This window comes from Streptomyces sp. NPDC021019 (assembly GCF_044333295.1).
Lineage (GTDB): Bacteria > Actinomycetota > Actinomycetes > Streptomycetales > Streptomycetaceae > Streptomyces.
In genome coordinates this window covers 613,610-632,577 of record NZ_JBIRQR010000003.1, presented here as the reverse complement: position 1 = coordinate 632,577, position 18,968 = coordinate 613,610, and the positions used below count along the sequence as shown (strand labels likewise).

Below are 18,968 nucleotides of genomic sequence, written 5' to 3'. Positions count from 1 at the left end.
TGGGAGCGCCGTGGCGTCCACGGGAATCCTGGGAGAGCGACGGTGTTGAAGGGAGCGTGAGCTCTGTGATCGCCTCGACCCGCTTCTCCGTCCTGGACCGTTCCCGCACCCGCGAGGGGCACGACGCCTCCCGGGCGCTGCGCGACACCGTCGACCTGGCCCGGGAGGCGGAGGCGCTCGGCTTCCACCGCTTCTGGGTCTCCGAACACCACGGCGTGCCGGGGGTCGCGGGGTCCGCGCCGACGGTGCTGGCCGCCGCCGTCGCCGCCGCGACCTCCGCCATCCGGGTCGGCACCGGCGGGGTGATGCTGCCCAACCACCGGCCGCTGGTCGTCGCCGAGCAGTTCGGGGTGCTCGCCTCCCTCTTTCCCGGCCGGATCGACATGGGGCTCGGCCGTTCCGTGGGGTTCACCGACGGCGTCCGCCGGGCGCTCGGTCACGGCAAGGAGGACGCCGAGGACTTCCCCGGCCGACTCGCCGAACTCCTCGGCTGGATCGACGGCACCCAGCAGGACCACCCCGGGGTGCACGCCCGTCCGGCGGAGGGCCTGCGCATACCCGCTTACGTCCTGGCGATCGGGGAAGGCGCGGCGGTCGCCGCGGCTGCCGGGCTCCCCCTCGTCATCGGCGACCTGCGCGGCCGGGAGAAGGTACTGCGCGCCGTCGAGGTCTACCGCCGCGACTTCCGGCCCTCCGCACGTGCCGAGCGGCCGGAGGTGATCGTCGCGGGCACGGTGGCCGTCGCCGGCACCGAGGAGGCGGCCCGTCGGCTGCTCGTACCGGAGGCGTGGGCCATGGCGTACTCCCGAACGCGCGGGGACTTTCCGCCGCTGGCCCCGGCCGAGCGCGTCGAGGCCCTCGCCATGACGGCCAAGGAACGGAGCCTGTACGAACGGGGGCTCGTCGGCCATGTCCACGGCACCGAGGCCCAGGTGGCCGGTCAGCTGGAGCGGGCGATCGAGGAGACCGGGGCGGACGAGGTGCTCGTCACGACCAGTACGTACGACCGGGAGGGCCTGGTGGACTCGCTGAGGCGGCTCTCCCGCATCGTGCGACCCCGGGGCCGGGACCGGGCCGACGGGCGGGCTCCGCTGCGGAGCCTCGACGTCCGATAGCCGCCGGACCCGCCCGCGAGGATCGGGAACGCTGGGAGGCATGACGCACTCTCCGACGACGGACTCCCGGACGGTCCTCACCGCCATGTACACGGCCGAAGCACGCTATCTGGCGGCCGGCGGACCGGGCACGGCCTCCTTCGACCTCCTGGCGCCCTGCTTCGCACCCGATGTGGTCCTGCATCAGGCGGCGGGGCTCCCGTACGGCGGAGTCTGGCGCGGGCATCTCGGCATGGAGCGGTTCTTCCGGGCGATGAGCGACACCTGGTCCGAGTTCGAGCTGGTGGAACAGGACTTTCTGGCCACCGGGGAGACCTCGGTGGTGCGCACGATCGTCCGCGCCGTGTCCCGGGCGACCGCGCGGGAGCTGACGTTCCCCATCCTGCAGACCCTCACCGTCCGGGACGGCCGGATCACCGAGGTACGGCCGTTCTACTGGGACACCGAGGCCGTCACCCGCGCCTGCACACCGTGAGGCGCGCGGCCGGATCCCGGGGGCCCGCCGTCGGCGCCGACGCCTAGAATCGGACTGTTTGTCCCGCCAGGCGTCAGAACCGACCCGTACGGAGCCGAGCCCGATGCACTCCCCCCACGATCCGTACGTCCGGGTGCGCGGCGCCCGCGAGCACAACCTCAAGAACGTCGAGGTCGACATCCCACGCGACACCCTGACCGTGTTCACGGGCGTGTCGGGGTCGGGGAAGTCCTCGCTCGCCTTCGGGACGATCTACGCGGAGGCCCAGCGCCGCTACTTCGAGTCCGTGGCCCCCTACGCCCGGCGGCTGATCCATCAGGTGGGCGCGCCCGCCGTCGGGGAGATCACCGGGCTGCCGCCCGCCGTCTCGCTGGAGCAGCGGCGCTCCGCCCCGGGGGCCCGGTCGTCCGTGGGGACGGTGACGACGCTCTCCAACTCGCTGCGCATGCTCTTCTCCCGCGCCGGCGACTACCCGCCGGGGGCCGAGCGGCTGGACTCCGACTCCTTCTCCCCCAACACCGCCGTCGGGGCGTGCCCGGAGTGCCACGGGCTGGGGCGCGTCCACCGGACGGACGAGGAGTTGCTCGTCCCCGATCCCTCGCTGTCGATCCGGGAGGGGGCGATCGCCGCGTGGCCCGGGGCCTGGCAGGGCAAGAACCTCCGCGATGTGCTGGACGCGCTGGGCCACGACGTCGACCGCCCGTGGCGCGAGCTGCCCGAGAAGGACCGGGAGTGGATCCTGTTCACCGAGGAGCAGCCGGTGGTGACGGTGCATCCGGTGCGGGACGCGGGCCGGATCCAACGCCCGTACCAGGGCACGTACATGAGTGCGCGGCGCTATGTGCTGCACACCTTCGCCGACACCAAGAGCCGGGCGTTGCGGGCGAAGGCGGAGCGGTTCCTGACCAGTGCCCCGTGCCCGGTGTGCGGCGGGAGCCGGCTGCGGCCGGAGGCGATGGCGGTGACCTTCGCGGGGCGGACCATCGCGGAGCTGGCCGGGCTGCCGCTGTCCGCACTGGCCGAGGTGCTGACCGGTGCGGGGGCGGGCGGCGAGGAGACGGCCCGGGTGCTGACGGGTGATCTGCTGGCGCGGATCGGGACGGTGACGGAGCTGGGGCTCGGCTATCTGAGCCTGGACCGGACGGCGCCGACGCTGTCCTCGGGGGAGCTGCAACGGCTGCGACTGGCAACGCAGTTGCGGTCGGGGCTCTTCGGCGTCGTCTACGTCCTCGACGAGCCGTCGGCCGGGCTGCACCCGGCGGACACCGAGGCGCTGCTCGGGGTGCTGGGCCGGTTGAAGGAGGCCGGGAACTCGGTCTTCGTGGTGGAGCACCAGATGGACGTGGTGCGGCGGGCGGACTGGCTGGTGGACGTGGGTCCGCTGGCCGGCGAGCACGGCGGGCGGGTGCTGCACAGCGGGCCGCCCGAGGGGTTGGCCCGGGTGCCGGAGTCGGCGACGCGGCGGTTCCTGTTCGAGGAGGGGTCCGCGCCGGTACGGGAGCCGCGGGCGCCGACCGGGTGGATCCGGCTCTCCGGCGTGGAGCGGCACAATGTGCGGGGCGTGGACGCGGCGTTCCCGCTCGGGGTGTTCACAGCGGTGACGGGGGTGTCCGGCTCGGGCAAGTCGACCCTGGTCGGCCAGGTGCTCGCCGGTGTGCTGGCGGACCGGCAGGCCGGCGAGGAGCCCGGGCCGGGTGCGCGGTACTGCGCGGCGGCCACCGGTCTGGAGGCGGTGGACCGGCTCGTCCAGGTCGACCAGAAGCCCATCGGCCGTACGCCCCGGTCCAATCTGGCCACGTACACCGGACTGTTCGACGCCGTGCGGAAGCTCTTCGCGGGGACGGACGCGGCGCGGGAGCGGGGGTACACGGCGGGGCGGTTCTCGTTCAACGTGAGCGGCGGGCGCTGCGAGACCTGCCAGGGCGAGGGGTTCGTCTCGGTGGAGCTGCTGTTCCTGCCGAGCACCTACGCGCCCTGTCCGGACTGCCACGGCGCGCGGTACAACCCGCAGACCCTGGACGTCACCCTGGACGGGCTGACGATCGCTCAGGTACTGGAGCTGACCGTGGAGTCGGCGGCGTCCTTCTTCGCCGGCACGCCGGCCGCCGAGCGCGCGCTGACCACCCTGCTGGACGTGGGCCTCGGCTATCTGCGGCTCGGTCAGCCCGCCACGGAGCTGTCCGGCGGCGAGGCGCAGCGCATCAAGCTGGCGGCGGAGCTCCAGCGCACCCGGCGCGGGCACACCCTGTATCTGCTGGACGAGCCGACGACGGGGCTGCATCCGGCCGATGTGGAGGTGTTGATGCGGCAGTTGCACTCCCTGGTCGACGCCGGGAGCACGGTGGTGGTCGTGGAGCACGACATGGCCGTGGTGGCGGGCGCGGACCAGGTCATCGACCTGGGGCCCGAGGGGGGTGACCGGGGCGGCCGGATCGTCGCGTCCGGCACCCCGGCGGAGGTGGCGGGCGTCGCGGGGAGCCGTACGGCGCCGTATCTGGCGAAGGCGCTGCGGCGCTGAGCCGACGGCCGGCAGCGCGTCGACCCCGTACGGCTCCGGAACCGTACGGGGTCAACGCCCGGCGTCAACACACGTGTCAGCGGCGGACCTTGCGGGTCGCCCGCAGCCACTCCTTGTTCATCGCGGCGATCGAGGGCAGCGGGATGCCCTTGGGGCAGGCCGTGGCGCACTCGCCGGTCAGGGTGCAGCCGCCGAAGCCCTCGTCGTCCATCTGGGCCACCATGTCCAGGACGCGGGTCTCGCGCTCGGGTGCGCCCTGCGGCAGGACGTTGAGATGATTGACCTTGGCGGCCGTGAAGAGCATGGCCGAGCCGTTGGGGCAGGCCGCGACGCAGGCGCCGCAGCCGATGCACTCGGCGTTCTCGAAGGCCAGCTCGGCGTCCGGCTTGGGCACCGGGGTCGCGTGGGCGTCCGGGGCGGTGCCGGTGGGGGCCGAGATGTAGCCGCCGGACTGGATGATCCGGTCGAACGAGGAGCGGTCCACGACCAGGTCCTTGATGACCGGGAAGGCGGAGGCCCGCCAGGGCTCGATGTCGATCGTGTCGCCGTCGGCGAAGGACCGCATGTGGAGCTGGCAGGTGGTGGTGCGCTCCGGGCCGTGGGCGTCGCCGTTGATGACCAGGCTGCACGCGCCGCAGATGCCCTCACGGCAGTCGTGATCGAAGGCGACGGGCTCGTCCCCGGCGAGGGTGAGTTCCTCGTTGAGGGTGTCGAGCATCTCCAGGAACGACATGTCGGCGGAGATGCCGTCGACTTCGTAGGTGGCCATGGCGCCGGGCTCTTCGGCGTTGCGCTGACGCCAGACGCGCAGGGTGAGCTTCATGCGTAGCTCCGCTGGGTGGGGTGGACGTACTCGAAGACGAGGTCTTCCTTGTGCAGGACAGGGGCGTCGCCGGTGGCGGTGAACTCCCAGGCTGCGGCGTAGGAGAACTCCTCGTCGCGCCGCTCCGCCTCGCCGTCCGGGGTCTGGGACTCCGCGCGGAAGTGGCCGCCGCAGGACTCGGCGCGGTGCAGGGCGTCGAGGCACATGAGCTCGGCGAGCTCCAGATAGTCGACGATGCGGTTCGCCTTCTCCAGCGACTGGTTGAACTGTTCGCCGGTGCCGGGGACCTTGATGCGGCGCCAGAACTCCTCGCGGATCTCCGGGATCTTCGCGAGCGCCGTGCGCAGGCCGTCCTCGGTGCGGGCCATCCCGCAGTACTCCCACATGAGTGCACCGATCTCGCGGTGGAAGGAGTCGGGGGTGCGGTCGCCGTCGACGGAGAGCAGCAGGTTGATCCGGTCCTCGGTCTCCGCCACGGCCTCCGCGACGGCGGGGTGCGCCTCGTCCACGGTGTCGGTGTGCGGATTGCGGGCGAGGTAGTCGTTGATCGTGGAGGGCAGGACGAAGTAGCCGTCGGCGAGGCCCTGCATCAGGGCGGAGGCGCCGAGGCGGTTGGCCCCGTGGTCGGAGAAGTTCGCCTCGCCGATGGCGAAGAGGCCGGGGATGGTGGTGGAGAGGTCGTAGTCGACCCAGAGGCCGCCCATCGTGTAGTGCACGGCGGGGTAGATCCGCATGGGGACCATGTAGGGGTCCTCGTCGGTGATCCGCTGGTACATGTCGAAGAGGTTGCCGTACTTGGCTTCGACGGCCTTGCGGCCCATCCGGCCGATGGCCTCGGCGAAGTCCAGGTAGACCCCTTGTCCGCCGGGGCCGACGCCGCGCCCCTCGTCGCAGACGTTCTTGGCGGCGCGGGAGGCGATGTCGCGGGGCACCAGGTTCCCGAAGGCGGGGTAGATCCGCTCCAGGTAGTAGTCGCGCTCGTCCTCGGGGATCTGGTTGGCCGGACGGTCGTCGCCCTTGGACTTGGGGACCCAGATGCGGCCGTCGTTGCGCAGCGACTCGCTCATCAGGGTGAGCTTGGACTGGTGGTCGCCGGTGCGCGGGATGCAGGTGGGGTGGATCTGGGTGAAGCAGGGGTTGGCGAAGTACGCGCCGCGCCGGTGCGCCCGCCAGACGGCGGTGGCGTTGGAGTTCATGGCGTTGGTCGACAGGTAGAAGACGTTGCCGTAGCCGCCGGTGGCCAGGACGACCGCGTCGGCGAAGTAGGTGTCGATCTTCCCGGTGACCAGGTCGCGGGCGACGATCCCGCGCGCCTTGCCGTCGACCACGATCAGGTCGAGCATCTCGGTGCGGGCATGGAGCTCGACGCCGCCCGACGCGATCTGCCGGGACAGCGCCTGGTACGCGCCGAGGAGGAGCTGCTGTCCGGTCTGGCCGCGCGCGTAGAACGTGCGGGAGACCTGGACTCCGCCGAAGGAGCGGTTGTCGAGGAGGCCGCCGTACTCACGGGCGAAGGGGACGCCCTGGGCGACGCACTGGTCGATGATCTCCACCGAGATCTGCGCCAGCCGGTGGACGTTGGACTCCCGGGCGCGGAAGTCGCCGCCCTTGACGGTGTCGTAGAACAGCCGGTGGATGGAGTCGCCGTCGTTGCGGTAGTTCTTCGCGGCGTTGATGCCGCCCTGGGCGGCGACCGAGTGGGCGCGCCGGGGTGAGTCCTGGAAGCAGAACTGGACGACGTGGTAGCCCTGTTCGGCGAGTGTGGCGCCGGCCGCTCCGCCGGCCAGACCGGTGCCGACGACGATGACGGTGTGTTTGCGCCGGTTGGCGGGGTTCACGAGTCTCGCTCGGAAGCGTCGGGTGTCCCAGCGTTCGGCGACGGGGCCCTCGGGGGCCTTCGTGTCGACCACGGGCTCGCCCGTGGCGTACTGTGTGTAGTCGGGCATGTCAGCTCACCACTCCGGTCATGACGGCGACGGGTACGGAGATGAAGCCCACCGTCAGCACCGCTGCGAGGAGGTTGGCGAGGGTCTTCAGGATGCGGTCACGGGTCGCGTTGCCGACGCCCAGGGTCTGCGCGGCGCTCCAGAAGCCGTGCTGGACGTGCAGGCCCATGGCGAGTACGGCGACGATGTAGATGACGTTGCCGTACCAGGTCGAGAAGGTGTCGATGACGTTCTGGTAGGGGTGCCCGGCCTCGAAGCTGGTGTGCACGGTGCCGGTCGTCAGGTCGAGGATGTGCCAGACGATGAAGAGCGCGAGGATGATCCCGCCCCAGCGCATGGTCCGGGTGGCGTAGCTCGCCCGGGGCCTCTTGTGGACGTACTTGGCCGGGCGCGCCCTGATGTCGCGCCGGCTGAGCTGGTACGCGGAGACGCCGTGCAGCACGACGGCCGCGACCAGCCCCACCCGGACGAGCCACAGCGCCCACTCGTAGTGCAGTACCGGTTCGCCCATGGTGCGCAGCCAGTGGGCGTACCCGTCGAACTCGCCGGGACCGAAGAAGATCTTCAGGTTGCCCACCATGTGGGCGACGAGATATCCGAGCATGACCAGACCGGTCACCGCCATGATCGTCTTCTTGCCGACGGTCGAGTCCCAGAGCGTACGCGTCATCGACGGCCGTCGGTCCGTCCGCGTTGCCAATGCCATGAACACGACGGTAGGGGCGAACAGCCCGATCAGTCCAAGACATGACGTAGCTCATCTCCATAGGCATGAGCTATCGACAGCCGATAGGGTCGAAGGGTGCACTTCCAACAGCTCACCTACTTCGTGGCCGTCGCCGAGGCCCGGCACTTCACCCGGGCCGCCGAGGCGGTGCATGTGTCGCAGCCCTCGCTCTCCCAGCAGATCCGGGCGCTGGAGACGGAGTTGGGCGCTGATCTGTTCAGCCGGGCCCGGGGCAACATCGCCCTCACCGACGCGGGCGAGGCACTGTTGCCGCTCGCCCGGCGGATCCTCGCCGACGCGGAGACGGCGCGGCAGGAGGTCCAGGAGCTGGTCTCGCTGCGCAGCGGCCGGGTGCGGCTGGGGGTGACGCCGAGTCTGTGCACCGGGCTGCTGCCGGACGTGCTGCGCGCCTTCCACGACCGGCATCCCGGGGTGCGACTCCTGCTGGAGGAGGGCGGCTCGCACGACCTGGTGCGTCAGCTGGCGCGGGGCGCGCTCGACCTGGCGCTGGTGGTGCTGCCCATGCCGGCCGCCTCCCCCGCGCTGACCACGGTGGAACTGCTGCACGAGGACCTGGTGGTGGTGTCCTCGGCGGCGGAGCCGCCCCCGGGGCGGGGCGGCCGGGTCCGGATCGCGGATCTGGAGGGGGCTCCGCTGGTGATGTTCCGGCACGGGTACAACCTGCGGGAGCTGACCGTGGCCGCGTGCCGCGCGGAGGGCTTCGAGCCCACGTTCACCGTCGAGGGCGGCGAGATGGACGCGGTGCTCGGTTTCGTACGGGCGGGGCTCGGCATCGCCGTGGTGCCGAGCATGACCGCCGCCCGGGCCGGCAGCGACCTGCGGAGGACCCCGCTGGCCGGGCCGTCGCTGCGCCGCACGATCGCGCTGGCGCACCGCAGCGACGTGGCTCCGCCCCGGGCCGCGCGCGAGCTCCAGCGGATGCTGCTGGAGCACCGGCCGGCCTCGGGCTGACCGGCCGGAGCGCGAAGGGTCCTCCGCGCTCCGGCCGGGCTCAGACCGCGTCCGCCAGCAGCAGGGAGTGGATCCGGTCCGGAGCCCCGGGGCGGGCGTAGTACCAGCCCTGTGCGGTGTCGCAGCCCAGCAGCCGCAGCTGCTCGGCCTGGGCGCCCGTCTCCACGCCCTCCACCGTGACGGCCAGCTCCAGGCTGTGGGCCAGCGACACGATGCCCTCGACGATCTTCAGATCGACGGGGTCCGCCGGGTGCTGCTGCATGCCCCGGGTGAAGGAACGGTCCAGCTTGAGCACGCTCACCGGCAGCCTGCGCAGGTTCGCCAGGTTCGAGTAGCCCGTGCCGAAGTCGTCGAGCGCGATGTCGACGCCCATCTCCGCGAGCTGCCGCAGCGGCTTGAGGAGATCGTCGTCGGCGCCGATCAGGGCGGACTCGGTCACCTCCAGGCAGAGCGCTCCCGGTTCGAGACCGGAACGTTCCAGCACGTCGACGGTCTCGGCGACGAGGCGGGGGTGGTGCAGCTGGGTCGGCGAGAGGTTGACGTTGATCCGCAGCGGCCCTCCGTCGCTGTGCCGCTCCTGCCAGAAGTTGGCCTGCCGTACGGACTCCTCCAGCACCCAGCGCCCGAGCGGCACGATGAGCCCGGTGTGCTCGGCGAGCGGGATGAACCGGTCGGGGCCGAGCACCCCGTGCTGCGGATGGCACCACCGTACGAGGGCTTCGGCGCCGTGCACCGTACCGTCGCCCAGGTGCACGAGCGGCTGGTACTCGATGAAGAACTCGCCCCGGTCCAGGGCGGCCGGGAGCGCGGTCGTCAGCCCGTGCCGGGTGATGGCCCGCGCGTCGGCCTCGGCGTCGGCGAACTGGTAGCGGTTGCCGCCCGCCGCCTTGGCCCGGTACATCGTGATGTCGGCGCTGCGCAGCACCTCGGCGGCACTGCGCTCCCCGGAGGGCCCCTCGACGACACCGATGGAGCCGCGGACGGTCAACTCGCGGCCGTCCAGGCGGATGGGGGAGGCGAGCGCGTTGAGGATGCGGCCGGCCAGTTCGTCCACCTCCTCGGCGGTGTCCGGGCCGGTGGTGAGCGCGACGAACTCGTCGCCGCCGAGCCGGGCGACCATCTCCCCGGGCGCGGTGGCGCAGCTCTGGAGCCGGTCGGCGACCTCGACCAGGAGGCGGTCGCCGGCGGCATGGCCGAGGCTGTCGTTGATGGCCTTGAAACCGTCGAGGTCCAGGTAGCAGAGGCCGAAGCGGACTCCCTCCTGGGCGGCGAGGGCCTTCTCCAGCCGCTCGAAGAACAGCGTCCTGTTGGGCAGCCCGGTGAGCGCGTCGTGGGTGGCCTCGTAGCGCAGGCGCAGATTGAGCAGCCGCCGCTCGGTGGTGTCCTCCATCAGTGCGAGCTGGTACTCGGGACGGCCTTCGGAATCCCGCAGCAGCGACACGGTGAGGTTGGTCCACAGCACGGTGCCGTCGTTGCGGTAGTACGCCTTCTCGACCCGGTAGTGGTCGCGTTCGCCGCGTACCAGCTCGTCGTAGTACTTCCACACCTGCGGCGAGTCCTCGGGGTGGACCCACTCGTTCACCTTGTGGCTGCGGACATGGTGCTCCAGCCCGCCGAACATCTTGGTGAGGGTGTCGTTGATCTCCAGGATGTTGCCGTCCAGGTCGGCGACGCCGATGCCGACTGCGGCATCCTCGAAGACCGCGCGGAACCGGGCCTCCGTGGCGTGGAGGGCCTGTTCGGCGTCCGAGCGGGCGGTCAGCGCCGAGCGGGCGATGGCCTCCTGCTCGGCGAGCGTGCGCTCGCGCAGGGCCCCGGTGAAGCCGGCGGCGAGGGTGTGCTGGATCCGGGCGCAGCGGGCCCGGCCGTCCTCGGTGGACAGCGCGCCGGGTCCGTTGCCACCGCAGTACAGGACGAGGTAGGAGTCGACGACGCCGAGCGTGGAGCTGAGGGCGTCCGGGTCGGTGCAGTGCGCGTCGATCAGGGCCGCACCGATCCGCTGGGCGGGCGAGGCGTCGAAGGGGTGGGCGTGCAGGATGTCGTTCAGCTCGCGCGCCAGGGGCAGCAGATGCTGTTCGAACTCCGGCCGGGTGAGAGAGGTGGCCGTCAGGGGGAAGATGGCGCGGCTCCAGATTCTGGCGAATCTCCGCAGCCGGCCTTCCGGACCGTCGGGCTCCGCGTCCGGTTCCCCGGACGCCTGGGCGGGAATGCTCACGCCTTGCGCCCAACCCCTGCGAAGCCCGAGAAGGCGTACGGGTCTTCCTGCTCGGGCGCCTGCGCGGTGTCGGGCCGCCATTCGGGCATCGACACGAGCCCCGGCTCGACCAGTTCGTAGCCCTCGAAGAACCGGCCGATTCCCTCGCGCGAGCGCATGATCAGCGGGTTGCGGATGTTCCGGTAGACGCCGACCGTGCCGGCCGCCTCCTCCTTGGGCAGCGGGATGCCCTCGTACGAGGCGTGGGTCAGGACGATCAGGCTGCCGGGGGCCAGTGACTCGCGCAGCTCGGCGACCGCGCCGCGCGGGTCGTCGGCGTCCTCCACGAAGTGGAGGACCGCGACCAGCAGCAGCGCCACGGGCCGCTCCAGGTCGAGCAGCCCGGTGATCTCCGGGTTCGTCAGGATCTCCTTGGGACGGCGCAGGTCGGCGGCGGCGATGACCGCGCGGTCGTCGCCCTCCAGGACGGCCCGGCTGTGGGCGACGGCGACCGGGTCGTGGTCGACGTAGGCCACCCTGGCCCCGGGGTCGGCGGCCTGGGCGACCTCGTGGACGTTGCCGAAGGTCGGTATGCCGGAGCCGATGTCCAGGAACTGGTCGATGCCGGTGCCGACGGCGTAGCGGACGGCCCGGCGCATAAAGGCGCGATTGGCCTGCATGATCTTGGGAAGGCCCGGAAGGAACTCCATTGCCTTGCGCGCGGCTTCCCGGTCCACCTCGAAATTGTGCGATCCGCCCAGATAGAAGTCGTACATGCGAGACACGCTTGGCACCGAAATGTCAATGCCCTGCGGTGCCCAGGCGGGACGCTCCATCGATGTCTCCAACAAGTCGCCACGGCGATCCGGCCATGTTCATGGTCAGTGTTGACCAGAGGCTACTGATCGGCCGCCAAGAGAGCGAGTGGAAACGGAAATTAGCGATCCGTTATTGGTCACACTCCGGTGGCATCGGCGGCCGGTTCGTCGCTGCGCGTATGCGAACAGCGACGGACCGGCACTCCGGGCGCCGTTTCCCGGTGGTTCGGGGCCACTTGGGGCTCCTGGGCGGTGTTCGACCGGACCCGATTACCGGGATGCGCCGAACAGTTCGGAATCGGGGGAATCGGCGTACCAGGCGCCGGCGACCTCCTGTCCGTTCGATCTCGCCCGGAGGGGTGTCCCTGGCGAACCGGTGGAGCGTGGAGCCCGCACCGCAGTTGGGCACCTTCCCGGACTTCTCGCTCTCCTGGACGGCGAGTTGACCGGCCTCCTCGCGTTCCGCCACCTCCGCTTCGACCCCCGGTCCGTATCCCGGCCGGCTGATCCGCACCCGCTTTCGGAGGGCTGCTGGGCCGGAGCGGCGCTGCCCATGGCCTGGCCGCCGGGTGACGCGTCGCCCTGCTCCCGACCGCACGCCGTCGTGCACCCGGCGACAGAGGCGCGCCGACGGCCGCGAGCGAGCGTCGCGCCAGGCGTTCACGTCGACTCCCGTGGTGGTTCGTCGTACCGCTTCCGGTGCCGGCACGGGACCGCGCCGTTCGTGGCCCCGGGTACAGGAGGCCGACGGGGGCGCGTTCAAAGGAATGCCGCGAAGAATTCGGCGACGCGACGTCCACCGGGCAAACACGAATGGCCCATTAACCGCACGATCAGGCGAATCACCAGCAGGTACCGCGTGTTCCCCGGCAGCGTGGATCATGCTCGCGGACGTGTACGGATCACGCATCGCGCGGCTCACCACGGTCGCCGCACTTCTCTGGCTGACAGCCGTACCGCTGCCCGCCACCGCCGACAGCTGCGCGGTGGCCACGATCGGGCAGGGGGACGGCAGTTCGTCGGTCGCCGTGGCGGGCGACGGGGACTGTGTCGCGGTCTCCGAGCCACCACCACCGCCGCCACCGAAGCCGCCACCCCCACCACCGCCTCCCCCGCCCCCCGTACCTCCGCCTCCACCGCCGCCACCACCGGTGGTCGCGGAACCGCCGCCACCGCCACCGGTGGTCGCGGAACCACCGCCGCCACCTCCACCGGTGGTCGCGGAACCGCCGCCACCTTCACCTCCTCCGCCACCTCCACCTCCTCCCCCGCCACCGGCGCCCGCGCCGCCATCGAAGCCCTCGCCGTCGCCGGAACCACCGGAGCGGACCGAGCCACCGCGCCCCCGGCCCGTCGCGCTGCCGGCGTACCGCAAACCGGCCCGCAAACAGCCGCGGAGCGGACCGTCGCTGGTGTCCCTGACGCTGCTCATCACCGCCCCTGCGGTGTTCGCCGTTGCCGTGCTGCGGCCGCGATCATCCCGCTGACCAGGAGAGACGCATGTCCGAATGGCTCGTCCTGAGCATTGCCATGGCGTCCGCCTGCGCGGTCGTCCTCACCATCGCCGTCCTGAACAACCGGCGGATCGGGGATGACGACGACCCGTCCGAGACGCCGGACGTCATCGAGTACATGACGATGATGATCGGCGTGGTCTACGCGATCGTCCTGGGCCTCGCCATCGCCGGGGTCTGGGAGGGACGCAGCGCCGCCCAGGAGTCCGTCCGCATCGAGGCGCAGGCGCTGCACGAGGTGCAGGCACGCGCCTCCGTCTACCCGGTGGAGGTCCGCGACCGCATCAGGGCGGACGTCGACGCCTACGTCGACCATGTGGTGCACGACGAGTGGAAGGTGATGTCCGACCGGAACACGCTCACCGAGCGCGGCACCCAGTTGCTGGACAAGGTACGGGCGGACGTCACCGACTACGTGCCGAAGACCGATCACGAGGGCCAGGCCTACCAGCCACTGGTCGACCAGGTGGCGGCGGCGGACGACGCCCGCAGCACACGCGGGCAGAACGCCGGGGCGACGATGCCGGGGGTGGTCTGGTTCGGGCTGATCATCGGGGCGCTGGTGACCGTGGGGCTGATCTTCACCCTCCAGATCCGCCGCACGTTCCGCGAACTGCTCCTGGCCGGCCTGTTCAGCGCGTTGATCGCCTTCCTGCTCTTTCTGATCTGGGACTTCGACGCGCCCTTCGGCCGGGGCATCTCGGCCACCGCGGACCCGTTCCTCGACATGTTCCCGGGGGCCGCGCGCTGAGTCCGCGCCCCCGGCCCGGGAGTCGACCGGGGGGGCCGGTCGGGGGACACCGCTGACCCATTCGCCGGACCCCGATCGCGGGCCGGGAGGACCCCTCCTAGCGTGTCGGACATCGAGGTGCATTTTTCCTGCTATGTGGAAATTGGTTCCGCAGCTGCCCCTCGGGGAACCCGGAGGATCCACCATGCGCGCGATACGTGTCGCACCGCTCGCCCTGCTCGGCGCCAGTGCCCTGACACTGCTGGCCCCGTCCGCCGCCCACGCCGTGCCGGACGGGGCGACCAGCACGTTCAACCCGACGATCGCCCCGTCGGTCATCGCACCCGGCGGCCGGGTCACCCTCGGCGCCGGCGGCTGCACGGGCGAGACGACCGTCTCCTCGGGCATCTTCGACACCACCACCATCCCGAGCGGCTCCACGACGGCCACCGCCACCATCGACACGGACGCCCGCCGGGGGGCCGTGTACGCGGTGACGTTCGCGTGCGGCTCCACCGGCACCTCCCGCAACGTCAACCTGACCATCACCGGCGGCGCCACGAGCACCCCCACCCCCAGGCCCACCACCGTTCCGACCGCCAGCTCGACGGCGCTCATCCCCGGCGGTGTGCGCGGCGGCCTCGGCGGAAGCTCCGGCTCCACCGACACGGTGGAGGTCGCCGCCGGAGCGGCCCTGGTGGCCGTGGCGGCCTCGGGCGCCCTCTACTTCGCGCGCCGCCGCACCGCCGACCGCCGCCACTGACCGCGAACATGCGGCGCACGGCAGTCGCCCCGGGTCCTGATCCAGGACTCGGGGCGACGGGCGTATCGGGCCGGGCGGGAGGTTCGACGCCTTAGAACGCCGCATGGCTCGTCGTCCGGCGCCGGACGAGGAAGACCGCGCCGCCGACGGCCGCCGCGGCCACCAGACCGCCGCCGACCTGCATCTCCACGGAGCTCGGCCCCATCGAGCCGCCGAGCCCGCCCTGCGAGGGGTTGCCGGCGAGCACGGTGAACTTGTGCGTCGCGATCCGGTCGTTGTCGCTGCACTTCACGGAGAGGTGGTACTGCCCCGGCGTGGTGTTGTTCCGGACCCGGGCATGGGCGTAGTTGGTGCCGTCACCCGGCGAGAGGGTGGTCGTCGGGAACGCGTTCGACCAGACCTTGCCGCCGTGACCGCAGCCCTGCGCGGTGATCTTCAGCGTGCCGCCCTGGTGGACGGAGTGGGGGTTGACGGCGACGTTGACCGGGCCGTTGGTGGCGGCGGCCATGGGAGCCGCCAGCCCGACGGCCGCGAAAGCGGTCGCGGTGACCGCGAGAGCGCGTGAGACACGCATCGTGTGGACCTCCAGCGGGAAACGCCCCCGGGGGCTTGTCCCCCGGGCTGATCGACGAGAACGCCTCCCATGACGAACACTCACCAGCAGACCTGAAGCTCGCACTTCGACGTTGCGCCACCCCGGTGACGCGACACGCCGTACGAAAACCCGCGGAACTGACGGAGCCGCAGGTCACAGACCGTCAGAACTTTTATCTGCTCATTACTCCGATGGGCAGGCATCCGGCAGGGGCCCGACCCGGCCGCCACCCGTTCGCCCCTCCCTGATCGCCGCCCGGACCCGACGCCCTTAGCGTTCACAGCGTCGCGACGAAGGGAGAACCATGGGCCGGGACTACGCTGGCGCCGAGCGGACCAGACGTGTGCCCTGGGGTGCGGTCGCCCTGGTGCTGCTCAGCGGCCTCGCCCTGATGCGCAACGGCACGGAGTTCGGGGAGGCCGGCCCACCGCAGCCCGCGGCGGCCGCCTCGCTGGACCTGGGCAAGGACACCGCGGGGCCGCCGGTGGAGGGCGAGGCGGTGCAGCCGCTGCCGTACGCCCCGGCCTCCCGGGTGAAGGTTCCGTCCATCGACGTCGACGCCCCGGTCATCGACGTGAACCTGGACGCCAACGGGTGGATCGACGCCCCGCCCGCGGAGGACCCCAACCTCGCCGGCTGGTACCAGAACGGCATCGCCCCCGGCCAGCGCGGCACCGCCGTGGTCGTCGGCCACGTCGACAACACCTCCGGGCCCGCGGTCTTCTACGGCCTCGGCTCGCTCCAGAAGGGGCACCGGGTCGAGGTCGCCCGCTACGACGGCCGGGTCGGGATCTTCGAGGTGTACGGGGTGGAGGTCTTCTCCAAGAACGACTTCCCCGGCCCCCGGGTCTACGGCGACACCGGCCACGCGGAGCTGCGGGTCATCACCTGCGGCGGGGGCTACTCCAAGGCGGGCGGCTACGACGGCAACGTGGTGGTCTTCGCCCGGCTCGTCGACACCCGCTGACAGCGGCGCTCCCAAGCGACGGCACCCCCGGCGGCCCCGGCGGCCCCGGTGACGGGGCCGCCGGGGCCGCCGTCGTGCGCGGACGGACGCGTCACCCGGCTCAGAGGCGGCGCGGCACCGTGATGCGGTAGCCGGAGTCCAGCAGCCGGGGAAGATAGCGGCGCAGGGCCGCGACGCTCTGCGAGCGGTCGCCGCCCGCGTCGTGCGAGAGGACGACGACGCCGGGTGCCGCTCCGTCCAGCACCCGGCGGACGATCGTGCCGGTGCCCGGCGTCTTCCAGTCGAGCGTGTCCACGGTCCAGGCCATGGGCTCCATGCCCAGTTCGGCCCCGATCTCGAAGGAGTTGCGGTTCCACGCGCCGTAGGGCGCGCGGTACCAGAGCGGCGGGGCCCCGAGCGCCCGGTCCACCACCTCGCTGGTGCGCCCCAGTTCCTCGCGGATCGCGGGACGGGAGAGCTTCGGGATCAGGGGGTGCGACCAGGAGTGGTTGCCCACCACATGCCCGTCGTCGGCCATCTCGCGCAGCAGGTCCGGGTTTCCGTCGGCCATCTCTCCGCAGACGAAGAACATCGCGCGGACCCGGTGCTCGCGCAGGGTGGCCAGGATGTCCGGGGTGTAGAGCGGGTCGGGTCCGTCGTCGAAGCTCAGGACCATCGAGTGACCGATCCCGGGGAGATGTTCGAAGGGCCGGACGCGCACGGGCGGCCTGGCGGGCCTGAACCGGGGCGGGGTGTTCGCCGTCATCGGTTCGAGCCGGTACGGGGAGGGCCGACCCCGGACGTGTCCCGGAGGTCCCGCGGCCGCGGCGGGCGGAGCCTCCGCGGCGGGTGTGGAGCGACCGGGCGCCGAAGCCGGATCGGCGGCGATCAGGTGCACGGCGGTGGCGGTTCCGAGGCCGAGGGCGACCCTCAACAGAGTGCGGCGCTCGGGTCCGGTGTGATCACTTCTCATGGCCAACTGCTCGCACGGTCGGACATCCGCTCGCGCCGCCGACACCGACCATCGCCCGTTTTGTACACGTTCGACGCAGTATGTTCATCTCCCTTCAGGTCGGTCGGCGTCCCGGAGCCTCCCCTCCGGGACGAGCCGATAGCCTCGGAGCCGTGACAGAGCAGCAGCCTCACCGGTTCGAACGCGGCACGGACGGCCCCAAGGTGATCGTCGCGGGGCTCGACGGCTCCGATTCGTCGATGCGCGCGGCGGCCTACGCCGCCGGACTGGCTCGTCGGCAGAACGCCATGCTGGCCCTGGTGTACGTCCAGCCCGTCAGCACGGCGGGTGCGGCGCTGGGCGTGCCGGTGGGCGACACCACGGGCGAGGTCGCGGAGGAGCTGGTCACCGAGATCCGCGAGGCGACCGAGCGCTTCAGTGACGCGTGGGACATGCGCTGGGAGTTCCACACCTTCCGGGGCGACCCGTACAACGGGCTGGTGACGGCGGCCGACGAGCTGAAGGCGGACGCGGTGGTGGTCGGGGCCTCGGAGTCGGCCGGGCACCGCTTCGTCGGTTCGGTGGCCGTGCGCCTGGTGAAGGCGGGGCGCTGGCCGGTCACCGTGGTGCCGTGAGAAGGGTTCATTTGCCCATGAGGAGCCCGTCGGCCTCCGCTCCGCGCCCGAGGACGACGGTACGGATGCGGTCGCGGACCTCGCGGAGGTGCTCGGCCCCGTCGTCGAGGGAGGCGTTGAGGTTGACGGCGCGTCCGGTGCCGGTGTCGTACCACTGCGGGACGAACTCCGCCTTCTTCACCGTCCAGCGCTCGCCGGACTTCGCGGGCGGCGCGAAGGTGAAGCGGCCCATCGAGCTCTGGTTGCCGCGGGGGTCCTGGACCCCCTCGTAGTTGATCATCGCTCCGGCGATCTGGTCGCCCATCCCGTAGACGACCCAGGTGCCGTTGACCTTCTCGTACGCCTGCGGCACATGGGCATGGGTACCGATGATCAGGTCGATGTCGGGGCGGCCCCCGTCGGCGGACGCGGTGAGCCGCCGGGCCAGCTCCAGCTGGGTCGCGTCGGGCTCGTCCTGCCATTCGGTGCCCCAGTGGGCGGAGAGGACGACGACGTCGGCGCCGGCCCGGCGGGCCGCCCTGGCCTCCTCGATGATCCCGCGCTCGTCGGTCACGTTGACCGTCCAGGGCCGGTCGGCGGGGACCGGGATGTCGTTGGTGCCGTAGGTGTACGCGAGGTGGGCGACCTTGGCCGCGCCCTTCCCCGGTCCGGCGGGCAGGATCGTGGGCCGCGCGGCCTCGGCGGCGGTACGGGCGGAGCCAGCGTGCCGGATGCCCGCCCTGTCCAGCGCTCCGAGCGTGCGCGAGACCCCCTCGGCCCCGTCGTCGAGGGTGTGGTTGGAGGCCGTGGAGCAGGAGTCGAACCCGGTGGCGCGCAGGGCCGTGGCGACCTCGGGCGGCGACTTGAAGCTCGGGTAGCCGGTGTAGGGGCCGCCCTCCGCGCCGTACACCGTCTCCATGTGACAGAACGCCAGGTCCGCGGCGGAGACGACCGGGGCGACGCCCGCCAGCATCGGGGCGAAGTCGTAACCGGCGCCGCCCGCGTCGACGGCGGCCCGGTCGATCACCGAGGAGTGCGGCAGGATGTCGCCCGCGGCGAGGAGCGTGAACGGGCGGGGCCCCTCGGCGTCCTGGCCGCCGGCGCCCCGGGCGACGGCGGGGGGCCCGCTCGGCGCGGGGGCCGTGGACTGCTGCCCGGCGCAGCCGGTGGCCGCGGCGAGCAGGAGGGCGAGGGCGGCCGCGGTGCCCGGTCGGATGCGCTGCGTCATCTGCTCGACTCCATGTTCGGATGATTACGACCATCCGA

General features: G+C 71.9%; 16 protein-coding genes. 8 read left to right on the top strand and 8 right to left on the bottom strand.

What is annotated here, in order from left to right; translation table 11 throughout:
* The first annotated feature begins 56 nt into the window (after nt 1-56).
* From ACH4RG_RS20285 to uvrA, 3 genes are all read left to right on the top strand, one after another.
* The gene (locus ACH4RG_RS20285) at nt 57-1,115 is read left to right on the top strand and encodes an MsnO8 family LLM class oxidoreductase (RefSeq protein ID WP_397917757.1); all 1,059 of its coding nucleotides are present in this window, start codon (nt 57-59) and stop codon (nt 1,113-1,115) included.
* A gap of 40 nt (nt 1,116-1,155) precedes the next feature.
* Nucleotides 1,156-1,590, top strand: a complete 435-nt coding sequence (locus ACH4RG_RS20280) for a nuclear transport factor 2 family protein (protein WP_397917756.1) — start codon at nt 1,156-1,158, stop codon at nt 1,588-1,590.
* Nucleotides 1,591-1,693: 103 nt separating this feature from the next.
* Entirely contained in the window at nt 1,694-4,108 is a 2,415-nt protein-coding gene (gene uvrA / locus ACH4RG_RS20275) for an excinuclease ABC subunit UvrA (protein WP_397917755.1), read from the top strand.
* A gap of 76 nt (nt 4,109-4,184) precedes the next feature.
* On the opposite strand, the gene ACH4RG_RS20270 is transcribed toward uvrA, so the two are convergent.
* The 3 genes from ACH4RG_RS20270 to ACH4RG_RS20260 are packed head-to-tail and all read right to left on the bottom strand — an operon-like array spanning nt 4,185 to nt 7,547.
* Nucleotides 4,185-4,931, bottom strand: coding sequence for a succinate dehydrogenase/fumarate reductase iron-sulfur subunit (locus ACH4RG_RS20270; protein WP_265597779.1), 747 nt, complete (start codon nt 4,929-4,931; stop codon nt 4,185-4,187).
* Nucleotides 4,928-6,877 carry a fumarate reductase/succinate dehydrogenase flavoprotein subunit gene (locus tag ACH4RG_RS20265; RefSeq protein ID WP_398539921.1) on the bottom strand — a complete coding sequence of 650 codons (1,950 nt, stop codon included), beginning with the start codon at nt 6,875-6,877 and terminating at the stop codon, nt 4,928-4,930. Before ACH4RG_RS20265 ends, ACH4RG_RS20270 begins: the two co-directional genes overlap by 4 nt.
* A 1-nt stretch (nt 6,878) precedes the next feature.
* Complete coding sequence (locus ACH4RG_RS20260; RefSeq protein WP_018955707.1) at nt 6,879-7,547, bottom strand: succinate dehydrogenase; 669 nt, start codon at nt 7,545-7,547, stop codon at nt 6,879-6,881.
* Nucleotides 7,548-7,679: 132 nt separating this feature from the next.
* Between ACH4RG_RS20260 and ACH4RG_RS20255 the strand changes: the two genes are divergently transcribed.
* Nucleotides 7,680-8,576: a LysR family transcriptional regulator gene (locus ACH4RG_RS20255; protein WP_397917753.1), complete on the top strand. Its 897-nt coding sequence runs from the start codon at nt 7,680-7,682 to the stop codon at nt 8,574-8,576.
* A 40-nt stretch (nt 8,577-8,616) separates the two neighbouring features.
* Here the strand turns inward: ACH4RG_RS20255 and ACH4RG_RS20250 are convergent, their stop codons facing one another.
* Nucleotides 8,617-10,791: a putative bifunctional diguanylate cyclase/phosphodiesterase gene (locus ACH4RG_RS20250; RefSeq protein ID WP_397927241.1), complete on the bottom strand. Its 2,175-nt coding sequence runs from the start codon at nt 10,789-10,791 to the stop codon at nt 8,617-8,619.
* Entirely contained in the window at nt 10,788-11,606 is an 819-nt protein-coding gene (locus tag ACH4RG_RS20245) for an SAM-dependent methyltransferase (RefSeq protein ID WP_398539920.1), read from the bottom strand. Before ACH4RG_RS20245 ends, ACH4RG_RS20250 begins: the two co-directional genes overlap by 4 nt.
* Before the next feature lie 1,482 nt (nt 11,607-13,088).
* Between ACH4RG_RS20245 and ACH4RG_RS20240 the strand changes: the two genes are divergently transcribed.
* Both ACH4RG_RS20240 and ACH4RG_RS20235 read left to right on the top strand, forming a co-directional pair.
* Entirely contained in the window at nt 13,089-13,853 is a 765-nt protein-coding gene (locus tag ACH4RG_RS20240) for a DUF4239 domain-containing protein (protein ID WP_397917750.1), read from the top strand.
* A 184-nt stretch (nt 13,854-14,037) separates the two neighbouring features.
* Nucleotides 14,038-14,595 (top strand): hypothetical protein, encoded by a 558-nt coding sequence (locus ACH4RG_RS20235; protein WP_397917749.1) that lies wholly within the window; start codon nt 14,038-14,040, stop codon nt 14,593-14,595.
* 91 nt (nt 14,596-14,686) lie between these two features.
* On the opposite strand, the gene ACH4RG_RS20230 is transcribed toward ACH4RG_RS20235, so the two are convergent.
* Nucleotides 14,687-15,169 (bottom strand): hypothetical protein, encoded by a 483-nt coding sequence (locus ACH4RG_RS20230; RefSeq protein WP_018955700.1) that lies wholly within the window; start codon nt 15,167-15,169, stop codon nt 14,687-14,689.
* Nucleotides 15,170-15,494: 325 nt separating this feature from the next.
* On the opposite strand from ACH4RG_RS20230, the gene ACH4RG_RS20225 reads away from it, so the two are divergent.
* A complete protein-coding gene (locus ACH4RG_RS20225) occupies nt 15,495-16,157 on the top strand; it encodes a class F sortase (protein WP_397917748.1) in 663 nt (220 codons plus the stop codon).
* A gap of 100 nt (nt 16,158-16,257) precedes the next feature.
* Here the strand turns inward: ACH4RG_RS20225 and ACH4RG_RS20220 are convergent, their stop codons facing one another.
* Nucleotides 16,258-17,109 (bottom strand): polysaccharide deacetylase family protein, encoded by an 852-nt coding sequence (locus ACH4RG_RS20220; protein ID WP_397917747.1) that lies wholly within the window; start codon nt 17,107-17,109, stop codon nt 16,258-16,260.
* A gap of 152 nt (nt 17,110-17,261) precedes the next feature.
* Between ACH4RG_RS20220 and ACH4RG_RS20215 the strand changes: the two genes are divergently transcribed.
* A complete protein-coding gene (locus ACH4RG_RS20215) occupies nt 17,262-17,723 on the top strand; it encodes a universal stress protein (RefSeq protein WP_397917746.1) in 462 nt (153 codons plus the stop codon).
* Nucleotides 17,724-17,730: 7 nt separating this feature from the next.
* Here ACH4RG_RS20215 and ACH4RG_RS20210 read toward each other — a convergent pair whose 3' ends face one another.
* The gene (locus ACH4RG_RS20210; RefSeq protein ID WP_397917745.1) at nt 17,731-18,930 is read right to left on the bottom strand and encodes a CapA family protein; all 1,200 of its coding nucleotides are present in this window, start codon (nt 18,928-18,930) and stop codon (nt 17,731-17,733) included.
* Between the last annotated feature and the right edge of the window lie 38 nt (nt 18,931-18,968).